14 protein-coding genes are annotated in these 18280 nt (G+C 72.9%); 7 read left to right on the top strand and 7 right to left on the bottom strand.

All coding sequences use genetic code 11. From position 1 onward, the window contains the following. The first annotated feature begins 163 nt into the window (after positions 1 to 163). Together K304_RS27555 and K304_RS0106155 are read left to right on the top strand one after the other, a co-directional pair. The gene (locus K304_RS27555) at positions 164 to 1180 is read left to right on the top strand and encodes a sigma-70 family RNA polymerase sigma factor (protein WP_051307950.1); all 1017 of its coding nucleotides are present in this window, start codon (positions 164 to 166) and stop codon (positions 1178 to 1180) included. Positions 1181 to 1222: 42 nt separating this feature from the next. Then, complete coding sequence (locus K304_RS0106155) at positions 1223 to 1582, top strand: arsenate reductase family protein (RefSeq protein WP_027763035.1); 360 nt, start codon at positions 1223 to 1225, stop codon at positions 1580 to 1582. Between the two features lie 204 nt (positions 1583 to 1786). Here the strand turns inward: K304_RS0106155 and K304_RS0106150 are convergent, their stop codons facing one another. Together K304_RS0106150 and K304_RS0106145 are read right to left on the bottom strand one after the other, a co-directional pair. After that, complete coding sequence (locus tag K304_RS0106150) at positions 1787 to 2764, bottom strand: Gfo/Idh/MocA family protein (protein WP_051307995.1); 978 nt, start codon at positions 2762 to 2764, stop codon at positions 1787 to 1789. A gap of 158 nt (positions 2765 to 2922) precedes the next feature. After that, positions 2923 to 3360, bottom strand: a complete 438-nt coding sequence (locus tag K304_RS0106145; protein WP_027763033.1) for an SPW repeat protein — start codon at positions 3358 to 3360, stop codon at positions 2923 to 2925. A gap of 242 nt (positions 3361 to 3602) precedes the next feature. On the opposite strand from K304_RS0106145, the gene K304_RS0106140 reads away from it, so the two are divergent. Beyond that, entirely contained in the window at positions 3603 to 4928 is a 1326-nt protein-coding gene (locus K304_RS0106140; protein WP_486591589.1) for a sensor histidine kinase, read from the top strand. Here the strand turns inward: K304_RS0106140 and K304_RS0106135 are convergent. Further along, positions 4900 to 5664, bottom strand: coding sequence for an SDR family NAD(P)-dependent oxidoreductase (locus K304_RS0106135; RefSeq protein ID WP_027763031.1), 765 nt, complete (start codon positions 5662 to 5664; stop codon positions 4900 to 4902). The genes K304_RS0106140 and K304_RS0106135 overlap by 29 nt on opposite strands. Before the next feature lie 137 nt (positions 5665 to 5801). On the opposite strand from K304_RS0106135, the gene K304_RS0106130 reads away from it, so the two are divergent. Both K304_RS0106130 and K304_RS0106125 read left to right on the top strand, forming a co-directional pair. Then, positions 5802 to 6485: a response regulator transcription factor gene (locus K304_RS0106130; RefSeq protein WP_027763030.1), complete on the top strand. Its 684-nt coding sequence runs from the start codon at positions 5802 to 5804 to the stop codon at positions 6483 to 6485. A 43-nt stretch (positions 6486 to 6528) separates the two neighbouring features. Beyond that, entirely contained in the window at positions 6529 to 7257 is a 729-nt protein-coding gene (locus K304_RS0106125) for a TetR/AcrR family transcriptional regulator (RefSeq protein ID WP_486591588.1), read from the top strand. Between the two features lie 13 nt (positions 7258 to 7270). On the opposite strand, the gene K304_RS0106120 is transcribed toward K304_RS0106125, so the two are convergent. The 3 genes from K304_RS0106120 to K304_RS0106110 all read right to left on the bottom strand — a co-directional run bounded on the left by K304_RS0106120 (position 7271) and on the right by K304_RS0106110 (position 14943). Further along, positions 7271 to 7963, bottom strand: coding sequence for an HAD-IA family hydrolase (locus tag K304_RS0106120; RefSeq protein WP_027763028.1), 693 nt, complete (start codon positions 7961 to 7963; stop codon positions 7271 to 7273). Positions 7964 to 8025: 62 nt separating this feature from the next. Continuing rightward, a complete protein-coding gene (gene pulA, locus K304_RS0106115; RefSeq protein WP_027763027.1) occupies positions 8026 to 13395 on the bottom strand; it encodes a pullulanase-type alpha-1,6-glucosidase in 5370 nt (1789 codons plus the stop codon). 156 nt (positions 13396 to 13551) lie between these two features. Beyond that, positions 13552 to 14943, bottom strand: a complete 1392-nt coding sequence (locus tag K304_RS0106110) for an alpha-amylase (protein ID WP_199779570.1) — start codon at positions 14941 to 14943, stop codon at positions 13552 to 13554. 341 nt (positions 14944 to 15284) lie between these two features. Here K304_RS0106110 and K304_RS0106105 point away from each other — a divergent pair, with 341 nt between their 5' ends. Both K304_RS0106105 and K304_RS0106100 read left to right on the top strand, forming a co-directional pair. Then, positions 15285 to 15773, top strand: coding sequence for a VOC family protein (locus K304_RS0106105; RefSeq protein WP_027763025.1), 489 nt, complete (start codon positions 15285 to 15287; stop codon positions 15771 to 15773). Between the two features lie 79 nt (positions 15774 to 15852). Continuing rightward, complete coding sequence (locus K304_RS0106100) at positions 15853 to 16314, top strand: GNAT family N-acetyltransferase (protein WP_486591596.1); 462 nt, start codon at positions 15853 to 15855, stop codon at positions 16312 to 16314. Positions 16315 to 16426: 112 nt separating this feature from the next. Here K304_RS0106100 and K304_RS0106095 read toward each other — a convergent pair whose 3' ends face one another. After that, entirely contained in the window at positions 16427 to 17917 is a 1491-nt protein-coding gene (locus tag K304_RS0106095) for a SulP family inorganic anion transporter (RefSeq protein WP_486591587.1), read from the bottom strand. Between the last annotated feature and the right edge of the window lie 363 nt (positions 17918 to 18280).

Here is an 18280-nt window from a genome sequence, read left to right as displayed (position 1 = left end):
TAGCGAGGGTGTCGCGTGTCGCACAGGGAGACGGCGGCCGGGCCGGAAACTCATCGGTGGGGCCGGCGAACGGCGGTCGCGGTCGTTTCGGGGGCGATTGTCAGACCCCGGTGCCAGGATGTCCCCATCCGCATCGGAGCTCCTGCGAGAGAGGGCGTGGACCATGGCGGAGAACCAGGTCAGCGAGGATTTCCCGAAGCTTGCCGATCCCTTCCGGCGTGAGCTGCTGGCCCACTGCTACCGGATGCTCGGCTCCGTGCACGACGCGGAGGACCTGGTGCAGGAGACCTACCTCCGCGCCTGGCGGGCGTACGACAGGTTCGAGGGCAGGTCCTCCATGCGCACCTGGCTGCACCGGATCGCCACCAACACCTGCCTGGACGCGCTGGAGAGCCGTGGCCGGCGCCCGCTGCCGACCGGCCTGGGAGCCCCGAGCACCGACCCGGTGGACGACCTGGTCGAGCAGCGCGAGGTGCCCTGGCTGGAGCCGGTGCCGGACGCCATGGTGGGTGCGGACGGCGCGGACCCGGCGGCGATCGTGACGTCGCGGGAGAGCATCCGGCTGGCGTTCGTCGCCGCCCTCCAGCACCTGCCACCGCGGCAGCGTGCGGTGCTCCTGCTGTGCGAGGTGCTGAAGTGGAAGGCCGCGGAGGCCGCGGACCTGCTCGGCACCACGACCGCGTCGGTGAACAGCGCGCTCCAGCGCGCCCGCGCGCAGCTCGGCAGGGTGGCCCCCAGCGAGAGCGGGACCAGCGAGCCGGTGTCGGCGGAGCAGCGCGAGCTGCTGGACCGGTATGTGACAGCCTTCGAGAAGAAGGACATGAAGGCCATCGTCGGGCTGTTCACCGAGGAGGCCGTCTGGGAGATGCCGCCGTTCACCGGCTGGTACCAGGGCCCGGAGAGCATCGGCACGCTCATCGACCTCAACTGCCCGGCCGGGCCGGACGAGCTGCGCCTGATACCGACGGGGCTGAACGGCCAGCCCGCGTTCGCGATGTACATGCGCGGCGAGGACGGGCGTTTCCTGCCGTTCAGCACGATGGTGCTGTCGCTGGAGGGCGACCGCGTGTCGCACGTCGCCGCGTTCTTCGACCTGAGCCTGTTCGAGACCTTCGGGCTGCCGGACCACCTGCCCGCGGGCACCGCACCGGCGCACGCCGGGGCGGCGGAGCACGCCTGACCGGGCGCTGCTCCCCCGCGCCCGGCGGCTACCGTTGCCGGCATGGAGATCTGGATCAATCCCGCCTGTTCGAAGTGCCGCAGCGCGGTGAAACTGCTGGACGAGGAGGGCAGGGACTACACCGTCCGCCGCTACCTGGACGACCCGCCGGGCGAGGAGGAGCTGCGCGCGGTGCTGGACCGGCTGGGTCTGGAGCCGTGGGACATCACACGGACCCGGGAGGCGGCCGCGAAGGAACTGGGCGTGCAGGACTGGCCGCGCGACGCCGCGTCCCGCGACCGCTGGATCGCCGCCCTGGCCGGGCATCCGAAGCTGATCCAGCGGCCGATCATCACGGCCGACGACGGTACGGCCGTGGTGGGCCGCAGCGAGGAGGCGGTCCGGGACGCGCTCTCCCGCTGATGAAGCCCCGCCGGGGAGGGGGTGCGGGGGTGCCGTCCCGGATTCCGGATCTGCGGCGCGCGTCGGCCACTGCGGCGCACGTCCCTCGCGGGTCCGGCCGGAAGGCGGGGGACGGCGGACGGCAGGCGGCCGGGGCATGCCGGCAGGCCCCACCCGACGTGCCGCGCGGGCCGCGTCCCCCTGCGGCGGGACGGCCCGTCCGCGTCAGCGCGCGGCGGCGGCGCGCTCGGTGTCCAGGCCGGGCACGGCGCCGAGGGCGGCCTCCGCTCCGGCCAGGATCTCCGTCACCCGGCGGCCGAAGCGCAGGTCGCAGGCGTCCGGCGTGCCGGTGCGCACAGCGCGGAGCAGGGCGTCGAGCGCGTGGCCGAAGGACTCGGCCGGCGGTTCCTCGCGCTCGGGCAGCACGGCGACGCCGGCGGGTCCGCGCACCTCGGCGGTGACGCCCGCGGCGCCCGGCGGCACGGTGTGGCTGACGGTGACCGTGCTGGAGGCTCCGCCGTGGTGCCGCAGCGTCAGGTGGACGGTGTCGCCGGGGCCGGCGACGGCCGCGACGTCGGCGACGTCGCCGAGCACCGGCAGCAGGACGGACAGCGCGTGCGGGCCGACGTCCCACAGCGCGCCCTTCTCCTTGCGCCAGGGTGAGGCCGCGTACGGGGAGTCGGCGCCGCCGAAGACCGGCGACAGCCAGTCGGCGCGGCCGAGCAGCCAGTCGCGCGCGGCGGCCCGGGCGTCGATCCAGCCGGCCGTGGTGGGGCTGAACCGCAGGGTGAAGAACACCACGGAGGCCACGCCCGCCCGTTCGGCGGCGGCGGCGACCTCCGCCGCGCCGCCGGGAGTGGTGGCGACCGGCTTGTCGAGCAGCAGGTGGCAGCCCGCTTCGGCGGCACGTACGGCCAGGGGCGCCTGGATGTCGGGCGGCAGGGCGACGGCCACCGCGTCGCAGTCGGCGAGCAGCGCGTCGACGTCGGAGTGGGCGCGGGCGCCGAAGCGGTCCGCGAGTTCGGCGGCGGCCTCCGGCCGCCGCCCCCACACGCCGACGAACTCCACACCGGGGTGGGCGTCGAGCGCGGGCGCGTGCGTGGCGTGGGCCCACGGTCCCGTGCCGAGCAGGCCGAAGCGGAGGGGTGCGGGCGGCGGCGCGCCGTGCGGGGTGCCGGGCAGGTCGTCGTGCGGCGTCGTCATCGGCATGCCGACAGCGTAGGCCGTCCCGCACGCAGGGCGGCGCGCCGCTTCTCGCGCGAGCGGCGCGCCGGCCGTGCCCGGGCCCTTTCACCTCCGGGCTCCTGCGGGGTTCGGGGTGTGCGTCGTCGGTTCCGTCCCCGGCCTTCGCCGGGTTCCGGTCACGTGGCGCGGCCGCTCCTGGCCGCCACGCCGACGCAGGCCACGCCCAGAAGGAAGGCGAGGCCGCCGACGATGATGTTGTTCCAGATGATGCCGGCGTCGGGACTGTCGCCGACCACCCAGGACGAGACGATGATCCATGCGCCGATCGCGCACATGGCCCAGCTCAGGCCGTACATCCGCTCCGGTGTCACGGTGAATCCGAGTGCCAGCAGGGTGATCGCGATGCCCATGATCAGGGCGTGCGTCGTCAGTGCGGGCTGGTTGCCGGAGTAGTGCACCACCCAGGGGGACACGGCGCAGTACAGGCCGACGAGGAAGACCGGCCCGTCGACGAACGCCACGTCCCTTCCCTGGAGTACACGGGAGTACCTCTCCCGCATCTCCGTCGCGTCGGGGTGACCCGCCAGGTCTCCCCGGTGAGACACATCGGCCATCCGACTCGCCTCCTACTCGTGTCGCAAGTCCGACTGCGTGGTGCTCAGCCGTGCGACATATACATGTCGCCTTCTCCCATTGTGCGCGCCGGAACGCCGAAGAGGTAGATATCCGGGCAAAAAGGTTGACGGGGTAACCACGTTTCCCGCCGGGGGTGGTGACAGCACCACCCCCGGCGGGGTGGCGGCACCCGTGTGCGGCGGCCCGGCCGGCGCCAGACTGAGCGGCGGAGGTGAGGGCGGTGGCTCAGGGAGAGGACCGGCTGCGCCGGTGGAGGGCCTCGGTGGTGGCGACGGTGCGGGCGTTCGCACTCTGCCTGCTGTCGCTCGGGGTGTCGCTCGCGCTGTTCATCGTCACGGTGGTGTCGCTCGCGTTCCTGCTGCTGGGCGTCGGCTTCCTCACGACGCCCGCCGTGCTCACGCTGGTGCGGATGCACGCCAACCAGCGGCGCGCCCTCGCGCACGACTGGGTGGGCCTGACCGTCCCGGCGCCGTACCGGGCGTTCCCCCCGACGAGGCGCGGCGGACTGGCCGGCCAGGTCGAGCGGTGCACGCTGCTCCTGCGCGATCCCGCGACCTGGCGCGACGTGCTGTGGCTGCTGGTGGACGCGGTCGCCGGTTTCGTCACGGCGCTGCTGCCGGTGGCGCTGATCGGCTACGGCGTCGAGGGGCTGGTGCTGCTCGCCGGGCTGTGGCACGCGGTCTCCGGCGCCTACTGGTACGCGTTCATCCCCGTCTCGGGCTTCGGCAGCGCGGTGCTGTGCGCCGCCCTCGGTACGGCGCTGATCGCCCTCGGTCTGGTGGCCAACCCGGCACTGCTGCGCGTCCACTTCCTCCTCGTGCGGGCCCTGCTCGCGCCGACGCGGGAGGCACGGCTGGAGCAGCGGGTGCGGCGCCTGGCCGAGACCCGCCACGACGCGGTGGACGACTCCGCCGCCGCACTGCGGCGCATCGAACGGGACCTGCACGACGGCGCGCAGGCCCGGCTGGTCGCCATGGGGATGGACCTGGGCACCGCCCTGGCACTGATCGAGAAGGACCCCGCGGGCGCCAAGGCGCTCCTGGCGCAGGCCCGTTCGTCGTCCGCGGCCGCCCTGACCGAACTGCGCGACCTGGTACACGGCATCCACCCGCCGGTGCTCGCCGAGCGTGGCCTCGCCGACGCGGCGGAGGCGCTGGCGCTGCGCTGCGGCGTGCCGGTGGAGACCGACATCGACCTGCCCGGCCGGTACGGCGAACCCGTCGAGGCGGCGGCCTACTTCGCGATCAGCGAGGTGCTGACCAACGCGGTCCGGCACGCGGGCGCCCGACGCGTCTGGCTGGACCTGCACTTCGCGCCGGCACCGGGCGGCGGGGGCGCGCTGCGCGTCGCCGTCACCGACGACGGACGGGGCGGCGCCGACCCGTCCGCCGGCAGCGGCCTGCGCGGCGTGGAACGCCGCCTGGCCGGGTTCGACGGCGTCCTCGCGGTGAGCAGCCCGCCCGGCGGCCCGACCATGGTGACCATGGAGGTGCCGGCCGCCCCCGCGGCGGAGCCGGTCAGTTCCCCTTCCGGGCCCCGCCGTTGACCTGCACGATCTGGCCGGTGACGTGACCCGCGCCGGGCGAGCAGAGCCAGTGCACGGTGTCGGCGACGTCCTCGGGGACGCCGGCCCGGCCCGTATCCGTCTGCTCGACGAGGACGCGCCTGCGTGCGTCGGTCATCCCGCCGCGGAAGAACTCGGTGTCCTCGATGTAGCCGGGGGCCACGGCGTTGACGGTGACGCCACGCGGTCCGAGGGCCCCCGCCAGGTCGTAGGCGTACGGGTGCAGCGCGGCCTTCGCGGCGGCGTAGGAGCCGGTGCCGGAGCCGCGGAAGGCGGCGATGGAGCTGAGCAGCACCACCCGGCCGCCGGGCGAGGCGAGCAGGTCGCGGAGCCCTTCGGTGAGCAGTACGGCGGTCAGCACGTTGGACCGGAAGTTGCCGGTCCAGTGCGCGGCGGCGCCCGCCAGTCCCTTCGTCGCCTCCGCCGGAGCACCGATCTCCACGTTGCCGCCGGCGTTGTTGACCAGCACGTCGACCCGGCCGTAGCGCTGGGCCAGTTCCGCGCACAGCTCCTCGACCTGCGCGGGCTCGGCGAGGTCCACGGCCCGGGTGCTCACTTCGGCTCCCGCGACGCGCGCCCGCAGGTCGTCCGCCGCCGTCTCCAGCACTTCCGCCCGCCGCCCGAGCAGCACGACCCGGTCGCCGTCCCGCGCGAAGCGCTCCGCCGTCGCCCGGCCGATGCCGGTCCCCCCGCCGCTGATCACGCTCACCCGTGCCATACCCGGTGCTTCTCCTTCGTGCCCGATGCGTTCGACCCGCACACGCTATGTCACCGCGCGCCGCGCCGCAGGGCGTTTCGGGGGCGGCCCGACGAACCGCCCGCCGCCGGGGAGCGCGCCGGGGAGGTGGTGGCGCCGTGACGAGCGGTGCCGCGCGCGTCGTGCTCGCCGAGGACCTGTTCCTGCTGCGGGACGGCCTGGTGCGACTGCTGGAGGCGTACGGCTTCGAGATCGCGGCCGCCGTCGACACCGGCCCCGGGCTGACCCGCGCCCTGACGGAGGAGGTCCCGGACGTGGCGGTGGTGGACGTACGGCTGCCGCCCACCTTCACCGACGAGGGCCTGCAGTGCGCGCTGGCCGCGCGCCGCGCCCGCCCGGGGCTGCCGGTGCTGGTGCTCTCCCAGCACGTGGAGCAGCTCTACGCGCGCGAACTGCTCGCCGACGGCTCCGGCGGCGTCGGGTACCTGCTCAAGGACCGGGTGTTCGACGCGGAGCAGTTCGTGGACGCGGTGCGGCGGGTGGCCGCGGGCGGCACGGCCATGGACCCGCAGGTGATCCGGCAGCTGCTGTCCCGGCGCGAACGGGACGAGGGCCCGGTGGGCAGGCTGACGCCGCGGGAGCGCGAGGTGATGGAACTCGTCGCCCAGGGCCGCTCCAACGCCGCGATCGCCGCCCGGCTGGTCATCACCGAGCGGGCGGTCGGCAAGCACACCTCCCAGATCTTCGCCAAGCTCGGCCTGCCGCCCTCCGACGACGACAACCGCCGCGTTCTGGCCGTCCTCGCCCACCTGGACCGGGGCAGGCCCCCTCCCAGACCCTGACGCCCTGTCAGAACACGCGCCCGGTACCGCTTAGTCTGGGGACATGACCACCACACCGACCACCGGTGCGCGCCGCAGGATGGGCGTCGAGGAGCGGCGGCAGCAACTGATCGCCGTCGCCCTGGAGCTGTTCAGCAGCCGCGCTCCGGAGGACGTGTCCATCGACGACATCGCGAACGCCGCCGGAATCTCGCGGCCGCTGGTGTACCACTACTTCCCCGGCAAGCAGAGCCTCTATCAGGCGGCCGTCCGGATCGCGGCGGAGGAGCTCGCGGGACGTTTCAGCGAGCCGCACGAGGGCCCGCTGAGCGGACGCCTGCTGCGCGTGATGCGCCGGTACTTCGACTTCGTCGCCGACCACGGCCCCGGCTTCTCCGCGCTGCTGCGCGGCGGCACGGCCGTGGGCTCCCCGCAGACGGGCGCGGTCATCGACGAGGTGCGGCAGGCCGCGTACGAGCAGGTGCTCTCGCACCTGGGCATCGAGTCGCCCGGCCCGCGCCTGTCGCTCGTCGTGCGTTCCTGGGTGGGGCTGGCCGAGACCACCGCGCTGACCTGGCTGGACGGGCGGGAGGTGCCGCGCCGTGAGCTGGAGGTGCAGTTGGTGCACGACTTCATGGCGCTGGCGGCCGTGACCGCCGTGCACGACGAGGAGACGGCGGCCGTCGTGCGGCGCGTCGTGGGGCAGGAGCCGACGGACGGCCCGCTCTCCGAACTGGTGGCCGGACTCCTCGCCCTCCTGCCCCACCCCACCGAAGCCCCGCGCGGGCCGTAGGCCGAGGACGGCGCTAAGACCCGTCCGGCCCGTCCGAGGCGTTCGACACGTCCGGGGCGTCCCGGCCGGAGGCGACGGCGAGGATCTCGCGGACCGCTGCGCGCAGGGTGGCGAAGTGGCGGTGCACGCCGTCCACCGCCGCCGCGGTGTTGACACCCCACACCGTCATCCCGGCGTCCAGCCCGGACCGCACGCCCGACGGGGCGTCCTCGATCACGAGGCAGTCCTCCGGAGCGGCCCCGAGGAGCGCGGCCGCCCGCAGGTACGGCACGGGCGACGGCTTGCCCTCCTCGACGGCGGCCGCGTCCACGAGGACCTCCGGCACCGGCAGGCCGGTCCGCGCGAAGCGCCCGCGGACCCGGTGCGCGTAGTTCGAGGTCACCACGGCCCAGGTCCCGGGGCGGAGGCCGTCCAGGAGTTCCGCGGCGCCGTCGAAGGCGGTGTACGTCCCGGCCCGGACGTCCTCGTCCTCCAGCTCGTGCAGCAGGGCCAGGCACTGCTGCGGATCACGGCCCGGAGCGACCTCCGCGAAGGTCTCCAGCGGCCTCGTCCGCAGCGCCACCCGGTAGACCTCGTCGACGTCCAGCCCGTGCCGCCGCGACCAGGTGCGCCAAACGCGCCGCTGGTTGTCCACGGCGTCGATCAACGTGCCGTCGACGTCGAGCAGGACGTACTTCACGGCCACTCCACTCACCTCTCCGCTCATGCCTCGCCGGGGCTGCTCCAGCGGGAGCCGCCCCGGCGAGGAAGGACACCGGACGCGGCCCGTCAGCGGGCGGCGAACACCGCGACCGTACGTCCCGGCACCTCGAACGTGCCCGTCCCGGCGTCGAACTCCGCCGACTTCACGACCTCGTCCGAGCCGCGGGCCTGGGCGGGGTGCAGGGCGAAGCCGCCGTCCCGCCAGCCGTCGTCGGCGACCCGCCGGCGCTCGGGCGTCGCGTTGAGGACGACGACCAGGTCGCCGACCTCCATCGCGATCACCCCGGCGATCTGCCGGTCCGTCCCGGACAGCGGGAAGGAGACGCGCTCCTGCACCTGCGCGGCCGTCCCCAGCGAGAAGGCGTCCTCACCGGCGCGGATGCGCAGCAGGTCGCGGTACGCGCCCGACGCCCCGCGGATCTCCTCGCACCCCGGCGTCAGCGCGTCCCGGGTGAGCAGCGGCTTCGCGTACGGCCACTTGTCCTCGTTGTCCCACGCCGGGGGCAGCCCGCGGCCGAAACCGTTGCCGTCGCGGCAGTCCCAGTGGATGGCGTTGAACCAGTCGCCGGAGTCGTAGGAGTTGCGGTCCAGCGACTTGGAGCGCAGCAGGTCGGTCCCGGCCTGGCTCAGCGCCGGTCCCTGCGAGAGCGCCGCGGTCGCCATCGCGAGGACCTGCATGCGGGCCCGTTCCCCGGCCGTCGTGTCCTTCGGCAGCTTGTAGGCGAGCGCGTCGTACAGGCTCTCGTTGTCGTGCGCGTCCGCGTAGGCGAGCGCGTCGCCGGGGGCGTCGGCGTACCCGGCGGGCGAACCGTTGTAGTCGACCTCGGCTCCGGTGACCCGCTTCCCGCCCGAGTCGGTGAAGGCGTAGTCCGCGAGGTTGCCGGTGAGCCCGACCTTGATCAGGTCCTGGTAGTGCAGCAGGCGCTGCTTCTGCTCCTCCCGGGTGCCGTTGTTCTCCGAGTCGTTGGGGTCGGTGTGGAGGCCGGAGGCGAAGCCCTGCACGCCGGGGTCCTCGTCGAACGGGCCGCCGCCGCGCACCGCGTCCCGTGCCCGGTCGGAGAAGGTGGCGATGCCGGTGCCGGCCATGTGCTTCTGCGTGGCCTGCGTGAACCGGGCGTCGTCCGCGACCTCGCCGAAGTTCCAGCCCTCGCCGTAGAGGATGATCGACGACCCGTCGACGCCGTCCTTCGCCGGCGTCAGCTCGTCCAGCGCCTCGCGCACCGCGACCATGTTCGCCTTCGGGTGGTGGCCCATCAGGTCGAAGCGGAAGCCGTCGATCTTGTACTCCTTCGCCCAGGTGACGACGGAGTCGACGACGAGCTTGCCCATCATGGTGTGCTCGGGCGCGGTGTTGGCGCAGCAGGTGGACGTGGCCACGGCGCCGTCGGCCAGCAGCCGCTGGTAGTAGCCGGGAACGATGCGGTCGAGCACCGACTTCCCGTCCTGCCCGGCGGCGTAGGTGTGGTTGTAGACCACGTCCTGCACGACCCGCAGGCCCGCGTCGTTGAGTCCCTGCACCATGCGCCGGTACTCGCGGGTGCGCTGCGGCCCGTCCGTCCGGGTGGCGTACGACCCCTCGGGCACGGTGTAGTGCAGCGGGTCGTAGCCCCAGTTGTACGCGTCCTCGCCGCGCACCGCGCCGACGCATTCCTGCTGCTTCGCCGAGTCGGCGGGCAGCGCGGCCAGGTCGCAGTCGGGTTCCTTCTGGTCGCCGCGCCGCTCGGGCGTGGAGGCGAGGTCGTAGGTGGGCAGCAGGTGCACGTAGGAAGTGCCGGCCTTCGCCAGCTTCCGCAGGTGCCGCATGCCGTCGGAGTCCTCGTCGGTGAAGGCGAGGTACTTCCCCGGGTGGCGGTTGGTGTCGTCGGCGACGGAGAAGTCGCGGACGTGCAGTTCCTGGATCTGCGCGTCGCGCAGCGGCGTGGCCTGCGGCTTGTCCAGCTGCCCCCAGCCCTCCGGCTTCAGCTTCCGGTCCGACAGGTCCACGACCAGGCTCCGCTTCGAGTCGGTCGTCAGCGCCGTCGCGTACGGGTCGGTGACCTCGTTGGTGACGAGCTTCTGCACCGTCGGCGCCCACACCTCCACGACGTACCGGTAGGGCTTGCCCTCCCAGTTCCGGTCGCCGCGCACGCTCCACACGCCGGTGGCGTCGTCGCGTCGCATCCGCACCGTGCGGCCGTCCAGTTCCAGGGAGACCGTGCGCGCGGTGGGGGCCCACACCGACAGCGTGGGGCGTCCCCGGCCGTCGAAGACCGGGCCCAGCTCGGCGTCCTCGGCCCGGGCACCGTACAGGTCGTCCAGCACGCCGGGGAGCTGAACGCCGGTGGCGGCCAGCAGGGCACCGTTCTTCGCCCGTTGGGTGGCGACGAGCTGGCTGCGGGTCGCCTCGCGCACCCGGTCGCGGTCGCGCGGGTCGACACGGAAGGCGGCGTAGTCCTTCAGGTGCGGGTACTGCGCGCGCTGCTCCTCGGTCAGCCCGCCCTCGACCGGAGTGAGCCGGATCCACCGGCCCTCGCGGGACAGGGCGCCGTCCTCGATCCCGATGCGGCCCTTCGGGTCGAAGACGAGCTGCTCGCCGGTGGCGCCGGTGGCCTCGACCCTCCAGGCGACGGTGTCGCGGTCGATCCACTGCGCCTCGGCCTTGGTGAGGTCGAGGTCGGGTGCGCTGCCGCCGGCGGGGAGCAGGTAGCCGTCCTTGCCGCTGAGCTTCCACGCGACGCGGCCGTGGGTGGCGAAGTCGAGTGACTGGTCGGCGGCCTGATCCTTCTGGTCGCCCTTGTGCAGGATGTAGCTCAGTGTTCCCGCCCCCTCGGCGAGCGGCACCTCGAAGGTGACGCCGAACGCGTCGCGGCCGGTGGGCTGCAGCGGCTCGGCCCAGTCGGTGGGGTCGGCGGCACCGGTCCAGGTGTGCAGGCCCCAGCCGTCGTAGTCGCCGTCGGGGCGGTGGTAGTGGACCACGGCGGTGCTCTCGTCCTGCGGCGGGTACGCGCCGTCGGGCGCCTCGGGCAGCGTCTCGTCGCCGCCCTGCCGCACCCACACCTCGCCGGTGCGGCCCAGGTCGATGCTGCGCTCCCCGCCGTCGGCCGTGCCGTCCTTCTCGATGCGGAAGTCGACGGCGCTCTCGCCGTCCGCGACGGGGACCCAGGCGAACGCGCCGTAGGCGTCCCGTCCGGTGAAGGGCGCGGTGCGCTCCCCCGCGGTGAGCTGCCAGCCGTCGTAGTCGCCGTCGGGCCGCTGGTAGTGGACGACGGCCCAGTCGCGTTCCAGGGCGGACGGCGGCTGTTCGGCGGGCGGCTGCCCGGCGGTGCTGCCGGCCGTGTCGGAGGCGAGGCGGCCCTGCCGGTCCACGGCGACGGCTTTGTAGCGCAACGGCGTTCCTGCGGCGACGTCGTCGCCGACGTGCTGGGTGACGCGGTACGGCGCGTGGTCGGCGGTGCCGAGGGTGCGCCACGTCCCGTCGCCGGTCTGGGCGGCGAAGACGACGCGGGTGAGGGGGCCGCCGTCCACGGCGGCGCTCAGCTCGACGGTGCCGGTGGCGCCGGCCTCGGGGGCGGTGAGGGTGACGGACGGCCCGTCCTCCGGCTCCGGCACCGGTTGCGCGGCGCGCAGCACCAGGGCGGACAGCGGGGGCACGGTGACCTTCACCTCGCCGTCGGCCGCGCTGGTGACGGGCTTGCCCTCGCCGTGGAGGGTGCGGAAGCGGGTGCCGGGCGAGGCGGTGTCGAGGGTGACGGTCCGCTTCTCCTCGGCGTTGTTGACGGCTACCAGGTACTCGCGGGCCGGTGCGTCCTGCTCGGCGGGGAAGCGGGAGAAGGCGTAGACGCCGGGGCCGTCGGCCGCGTGCCGTTCGACCTGCACGCCGTCGCGCAGCGCCGGGTGCCGCGTGGTGAGCTTCGAGAGCCGGGCGACGGCGCGGTACAGCGGGTGGCGGGTGTCGTAGGCGTCCTCGGCGTGGGTGCGGTCGGTGCCGAGCTGGTCGTCGTCGAGGTAGTCGGGGGTCTTCGAGGCGAAGAGGGTCTGGCGGGCGTCCTTGTCGCCGCCGGCTCCGGTGAAGCCCTGCTCGTCGCCGTAGTAGAGCACCGGGTTGCCGCGGCTGAGGAACATCAGCTCGTGGGCGAAGGTGTCGCGGCGCAGCAGTTCGGCCTCGTCCGCGTCCGGGTTGTCCTGGCGGACGAAGGCGCCGATGCGGCCCATGTCGTGGTTGCCGAGGAAGGTGACCTGTTCGTAGGCGTTGGCCTTGCCGGTGGTGTAGCGGTAGTCCTGCGCGAACACCTCGGCCAGCTTCTGCGCGGAGCCGCCCTGGGAGGCGAAGCCGCGGGCGGCGTCCTGGAAGGGGAAGTCGAGGGTGGAGTCCAGCCGGCCCTGCGTCACGTACGGCGCGGTGGTCTTCACGTCGGAGGAGTAGACCTCGCCGAACATGAAGAAGTCGTCACGCCCCTTCTTCGCGGCGTACCGGTCCAGGGCGGTGGCCCACTGCGACCAGAACTCCCGGTTCACGTGCTTGACGGTGTCGATGCGGAAGCCGTCGATGTCGAAGTCGCGGACCCAGCGCTGGTAGATCCGCTCCATGCCCCGCACGACCTCGGGCCGTTCGGTCCACAGGTCGTCGAGCCCGGCGAAGTCGCCCTGCTCGCTGGACTCGCCGGCGAAGGTCGAGTCGCCGCGGTTGTGGTACATCGCCGGGTCGTTGAGCCACGACGGCACCTTGACGTCCCGCTCCGCCTCCGGCACGACGGGCGTACGGGGGAAGGACCCGGCGTCCACCTTCGGGAAGCGCTTCCCGCCCGCGTGGTCGGCGTCGTCGAACGGCTTGCCGTCCTTCGTCAGGTAGGGGAAGGCGCCCTTGGACAGGTAGTCGTAGGACGCCGGCTCGTAGCCGACGACGTCGGCGGTGTGGTTGGTGATGACGTCGAAGAAGACCTTCATGCCCTTGTCGTGGGCCGCTTCGATCAGCGTCTCGAGCTGTGCGTTGGTGCCGAAGTGCGGATCGACCTGCGTGAAGTCGGTGATCCAGTAGCCGTGGTATCCGGCGCTGGCGTTCTCGCCCTCGCCCTGCACCGGCTTGTTCTTGAAGATCGGCGCCATCCAGATGGCCGTGGTGCCGAGGTCCTCGATGTAGTCGAGCCGGTCGATGATGCCCTGGAGGTCACCGCCCTGGTAGAAGCCCTTGTCGGTCGGGTCGAAGCCGGTCCGGAGGCGTCCGCCGGCCAGGCCGCCCTCGTCGTTGCCGGTGTCGCCGTTGGCGAAGCGGTCGGGCAGCACGAAGTAGAACTGCTCGCGGGTGAGGTCGTGCCGCGTCGCCTCGGCGGCGAGTTTCTTGTCGGACGGCGGTGGCGGCGCCTTCTTCGCAGCCGCGGGCGCGGCGGCGGTGACGAGCGTGGTCAGAACGGCGGCCGCTATGCCCGCGGCCACCCCTCTGCGCGCGGAGGAACCGAGCACGGTGGCTCTCCTTCAGGGGCGGTGGAGGAAAGTGAGGGTGGAGGAGGGTGAGGGTGAGTGGCGGGAACGGGCCGCCCGGCAGCGGGGTTCGGAGTGTGCCGGGCGGCCCGGGTGGTGCGGTCCCGCCTCAGAGCGATCGGAGCGGGAGTGCGGCGGTCAGCAGGAGCGGGCGCCGGTGTGCAGGGCGAGCGCCGTGTTCGCGGCGAGTGTGGCGCTGAACCGGCCCTCCCCGTCCACGTTCACGGTGGTGCCGCTCTGCACGTCGCAGTACGTGCCGCCGGGCAGCGCGCTGTCGTAGGTGCGGGTGGCGGAGGAGCCCTCGTGGTTGATCACGACGTAGCCCTTGCCGCCGCGTCCGAAGGCGATGTGGTCGTTGCCGTTGTCCCACCAGCCGGTGACCGGCTCACCGCGGGTGGTGTTGCGGAAGGCGACCATCGACTCGATCTCCGGCCAGGCGTGCTGGCACTTCCAGCCTCCCTGCCAGCAGGCGTCCACCCGGCCGCCGTTGGGCGGTCCGGCGTCCTTGTTCGACCACTCGTAGCCGGAGTTGACGTCCGGGGAGCCGTACGGCCAGGCCAGCATGAACACGTTGGCGAGGGTGTAGTTCGCGCCGCTCTTGTAGTTGAGCGTCTCGCCGTTGCGCTCGGTGTCGTGGTTGTCGACGAACACCCCCGCCCTGCCGCTGTCCAGGTAGCCCCAGCCCTCGCCGAAGTTGTTGAGGTAGGCCAGCTTCTCGTTCTCGAAGACCCGCTTGAGGTCCCGGCCGTACTGGAACTCCTGCACGTCGCCGACGCCCAGGTACTCCTCGGGCGTGACCGGCTCGCCGGCCGCCCGGATGACCTCCTGCTTGAGGTACACCCCGGAGTCGCTGAGCCGGCTCTTGATGTTCGCCAGGTCGCCGGCCGGGATGTGCTTGGCGGCGTCGACGCGGAAGCCGTCCACGCCGAGCGACAGCAGGTCGTTCAGGTAGCCGGCGATCCGGCCGCGCACGTAGCCCTCGCCGGTGTCCAGGTCCGCGAGGCCGAGCAGTTCGCAGTGCTGCACCTGGTACCGGTCGCCGTAGTTGCTGATGTCGTCCCGGCAGTCGTCCATGTCCGCGCCGGAGTACGTGCCGGGGTAGTCGTAGTGCGTGTACGGCGAGCCGCCGGTGCCCGTGCCGGAGCCGGCGGTCATGTGGTTGATCACGGCGTCCACGACGACCTTGACGCCCGCGCCGTGGCAGGCGTTCACCATGTTCTGGAACTGCTGACGGTTGCCGAGCCGTCCGGCGATCTCGTAGCTGACCGGCTGGTACGACGTCCACCACTGGCCGCCCTGGATGTGCTCCTGCGGCGGCGAGACCTGCACGTACCCGTAGCCGGCCGGGCCGAGGGTGTTCGTGCACTCGCGGGCGATGGAGTCGAAGTCCCACTCGAAGAGGACGGCGGTGACGTCCTTGCCTCCGGGCGGGGCGGCCTCTGCGGTGGGGGTGGGCGCGACGGTCAGCAGTCCCGCGACGGTCGCGACCGACGCGAGTGCGGCCCCCGTGGTCCTTCTCCTGGCCACAATGCCTCCTTGGGGGTGGGCTGGGGGTCCCTCCCGGGGCCGGAGGCCCTGGGGAGGATGGGTGTGCCGCCCCGCCGGGCCACGCGCCGCTGCCCGCAAGGCGGTTGAAGCTGCCGGTGTGAACCGGCCCGGCCGGCCGGGCGCGTGGGCCCGATGCGACGGGCCCCGGCCGACCGGACCGGACGGGAAGGAACGTAACAGCTTGCTGAAACTTGCGGAAGACCTTGCGCGCCGTTGCGTGCACCCGCCCGACACCGGCGCTTGACCTGAACCAAAGGTGAACTTCTACGTTCGTCCCAGAGCCGCCGGGACCGACCTGCGGCGCCCGGAGAGGGAGCTTCGCCATGCCCGAGCACACCACCGCCGTCGAGATTCCCGAGCAGTACCACTACGCCGTGGTCCCGCACATCATGGTCGACGACGCCGCCGCCGCGATCGACTTCTACCGGCGGGCGTTCGGCGCCCGCGAGGACTTCCGGATCGACGCCCCGGGCGGCGGGATCCTGCACGCCGAGATCACCGTCGGACGGTCGGCGCTGATGCTGGGCGACGCCAGCGTGGACGAGGCGGAGGCCGCCCGCTTCGCCTCCCCCACCGCCCTGGGCGGAGGAACCTCCGTCACGCTGCACGTCTTCGTACCGGACGTCGACGACCTGGCGGAGCGTGCCGAGGCCGCCGGCGCCGAGATCCTCCAGCCCCCGACGGACATGTTCCACGGCGACCGCACCGTCATCCTCAAGGACCCCCAGGGCCACATGTGGGTCTTCCTCACCCACCTGGAGGACGTCCCGGAGGAGGAGCTGCGGCGTCGCCTGGCCGCTGCCGCCGACTAGGCTTCCGGCCGTGGACGACGACGCACGGGGGCTGAGCCTCAGGCCGGGGAACGCGGCCGACGCGGGCGCCGTACTGGGCATGCTGGACGCCGCCGTGGCCTGGATGAACGCGCGCGGCAACACCGGGCAGTGGGGCACGACCCCGTACTCGCAGCGCTCGGACGGGCCGGCCCGGGTCGAGCGGTACCTCACGGAGAACACGCCGTACGTCGCCGAGCTCGGCGGGACGCCGGCCGGTGTGCTGATCCTGGACGGCGGCCCCAGCCCGCAACTGCCGATCGCGCCGGCCGGGGAGCCCGAGCGGTACGTACGGCTGCTGGTCTCCGACCGCCGGTACGCCGGTTCGGGTATCGGCGCGGCGCTGCTCGCCCACGCCGCCGAGGAGACCAGGCGGGCGGGCGTCGGGCTGCTGCGGGTCGACTGCTGGGCGGGCGGCGGGGGCGCCCTGGTCGCGTTCTACGAGCGCAACGGCTTCACGCCGACCGGCCGTTTCACCTCCGGTTCCTGGCCCGGGTGCGCCCTGGCCCGCCGCGTCGGCTGACCGACGGGATTCTCGATGATCTCGGAGAGCACCGAACCCGTCCGCAGCAGCGCAGGTGCGCACCGGGCGACGGCGCCGACCCGGGCAGCGAGCGCCGGCACTGCGGCGGGGGTCAGTGGCTGTCGGCGAGTTCGCCGGAGAGCTTGCCGTGGAGGTGAGCACTGGGGTCGTTCAGCCCGGTGATCTCCACGGTCTTGCCCCGCTGCCTGTACTTGGTCTCGATGGCGTCCAGGGCGGCGACGGAGGACGCGTCCCAGACGTGGGCGGACGACAGGTCGATGACGACCTTCTTCGGATCGCCGGCGTAGTCGAAGTGGCCGACGAGGTCGTTGGAGGAGGCGAAGAACAGCTCGCCGGTGACCCGGTAGACGACCGTGGTGCCGTCGGGATCGGTCACCGCGGTGACCTCGGTGAGGTGGGCGACTCGCTTGGCGAAGACGACCATGGCGGTGAGGGAGCCGACGACGACGCCGATGGCGAGGTTGTGGGTGGCCACCACGGCGACCACGGTGACGGCCATGACGCCGATCTCGCCCGCGGGCATCCGCTTGAGCGTCTTGGGCGCGACGGAGTGCCAGTCGAAGGTCGCGAACGAAACCATGATCATGACGGCGACGAGTGCGGCCATGGGGATGTCGGAGACGACGGGGCCGAACGCGATGCACAGCACCATCAGGAAGGCGCCGGCGAGGAAGGTGGAGAGGCGGGTGCGGGCGCCGGAGACCTTCACGTTGATCATCGTCTGGCCGATCATGGCGCAGCCGCCCATTCCGCCGAAGAAGCCGGTGACGATGTTGGCGATGCCCTGGCCGATGGACTCGCGCGTCTTGCCGGATCGGGTGTCGGTGATGTCGTCGACGAGCTTGGCGGTCATCAGCGACTCCATCAGGCCGACGAGCGCCATGGCGAACGCGTAGGGGGCGATCGTCGTGAGGGTGTCGAGGGTGAAAGGCACGTCCGGCAGGCCCGGCACGGGCAGGGAGGACGGCAGTCCACCCTTGTCCCCGACGGTCGGCACGGCGATCCCGGCCGCGACGGTGATGACGGTCAGGATGACGATGGCGACCAGCGGGGCGGGGATCACGGTGGTGATCTTCGGGAAGAACACCATCAGGGCCAGCCCGCCGATCATCAGCGGGTACACCGCCCACGGGACGTCCCGCATCTCCGGGACCTGGGCCATGAAGATCAGGATCGCCAGGGCGTTGACGAAGCCGACCATGACCGAGCGGGGAATGAACCGCATCAGCTTCGCCACGCCGACCGCGCCCAGGGTGACCTGGAAGACGCCGGCCAGGATGACGGCGGCGATCAGGTAGCCCAGGCCGTGCTCACGGTTGAGCGGGGCGATGACGAGGGCGATGGCGCCGGTCGCGGCGGAGATCATCGCGCGTCGGCCGCCGACGACCGAGATGACCACGGCCATGGTGAACGAAGCGAACAGGCCGACCGCAGGGTCCACGCCTGCGATGATGGAGAACGAGATCGCCTCGGGGATCAGGGCGAGGGCGACGACCAGGCCCGCAAGGACCTCGGTGCGCCAGACCTTCGGATGGTTCAGCCAGTCCGGCTTGAGGCCGCGCAGCCGCGCGGCGGGGGTCACAGCAGCAGAAGACAAGGGGACGCGTACCTGTCGTGGTCGGGCACACCCCTTACGGCAGAGCGGGGCGTGCGGGAAGGACTCGCGGGTGCCCGGACGGCACCCCGCGGACAGCCCGCGGAACGGGGCCGGAAGCAGTCGAGGACAGAGGCGAGGCAGCGGCGCCCACGGGCACCCTGCGGCTCACGCGGGAAGGCGAAAGGTCACGGCGGGCAGGCGGCGGCGATCGGCGTCATGGGCTCGCGCACGCTCTCTCTCCTGCAAGAGTCGGATCTTCGCCGGGGGCATCAGCGGCCCCGGAAACGGCAGCAGCGGGGCGGCCGGGCCACCCTCACCGGCAACTCTACTCCCACGTGGGAGCCGGAA

It is taken from the genome of Streptomyces sp. CNS606, assembly GCF_000426325.1.
The sequence above is the reverse complement of the archived record's forward strand: the minus strand, read 5'-3'. Positions and strand labels throughout refer to the sequence as shown.

Coding starts and splice junctions, on each gene's coding strand:
- K304_RS0106125 (WP_486591588.1), top strand. CDS start 6,529: ATGACCACCACACCGACCACCGGTGCGCGCCGCAGGATGGGCGTCGAG.
- K304_RS0106150 (WP_051307995.1), bottom strand. CDS start 2,764: ATGACGACGCCGCACGACGACCTGCCCGGCACCCCGCACGGCGCGCCG.
- K304_RS0106135 (WP_027763031.1), bottom strand. CDS start 5,664: ATGGCACGGGTGAGCGTGATCAGCGGCGGGGGGACCGGCATCGGCCGG.
- K304_RS0106100 (WP_486591596.1), top strand. CDS start 15,853: ATGCTGGACGCCGCCGTGGCCTGGATGAACGCGCGCGGCAACACCGGG.
- K304_RS0106120 (WP_027763028.1), bottom strand. CDS start 7,963: ATGAGCGGAGAGGTGAGTGGAGTGGCCGTGAAGTACGTCCTGCTCGAC.
- K304_RS0106105 (WP_027763025.1), top strand. CDS start 15,285: ATGCCCGAGCACACCACCGCCGTCGAGATTCCCGAGCAGTACCACTAC.
- K304_RS0106155 (WP_027763035.1), top strand. CDS start 1,223: ATGGAGATCTGGATCAATCCCGCCTGTTCGAAGTGCCGCAGCGCGGTG.
- K304_RS27555 (WP_051307950.1), top strand. CDS start 164: ATGGCGGAGAACCAGGTCAGCGAGGATTTCCCGAAGCTTGCCGATCCC.
- K304_RS0106145 (WP_027763033.1), bottom strand. CDS start 3,360: ATGGCCGATGTGTCTCACCGGGGAGACCTGGCGGGTCACCCCGACGCG.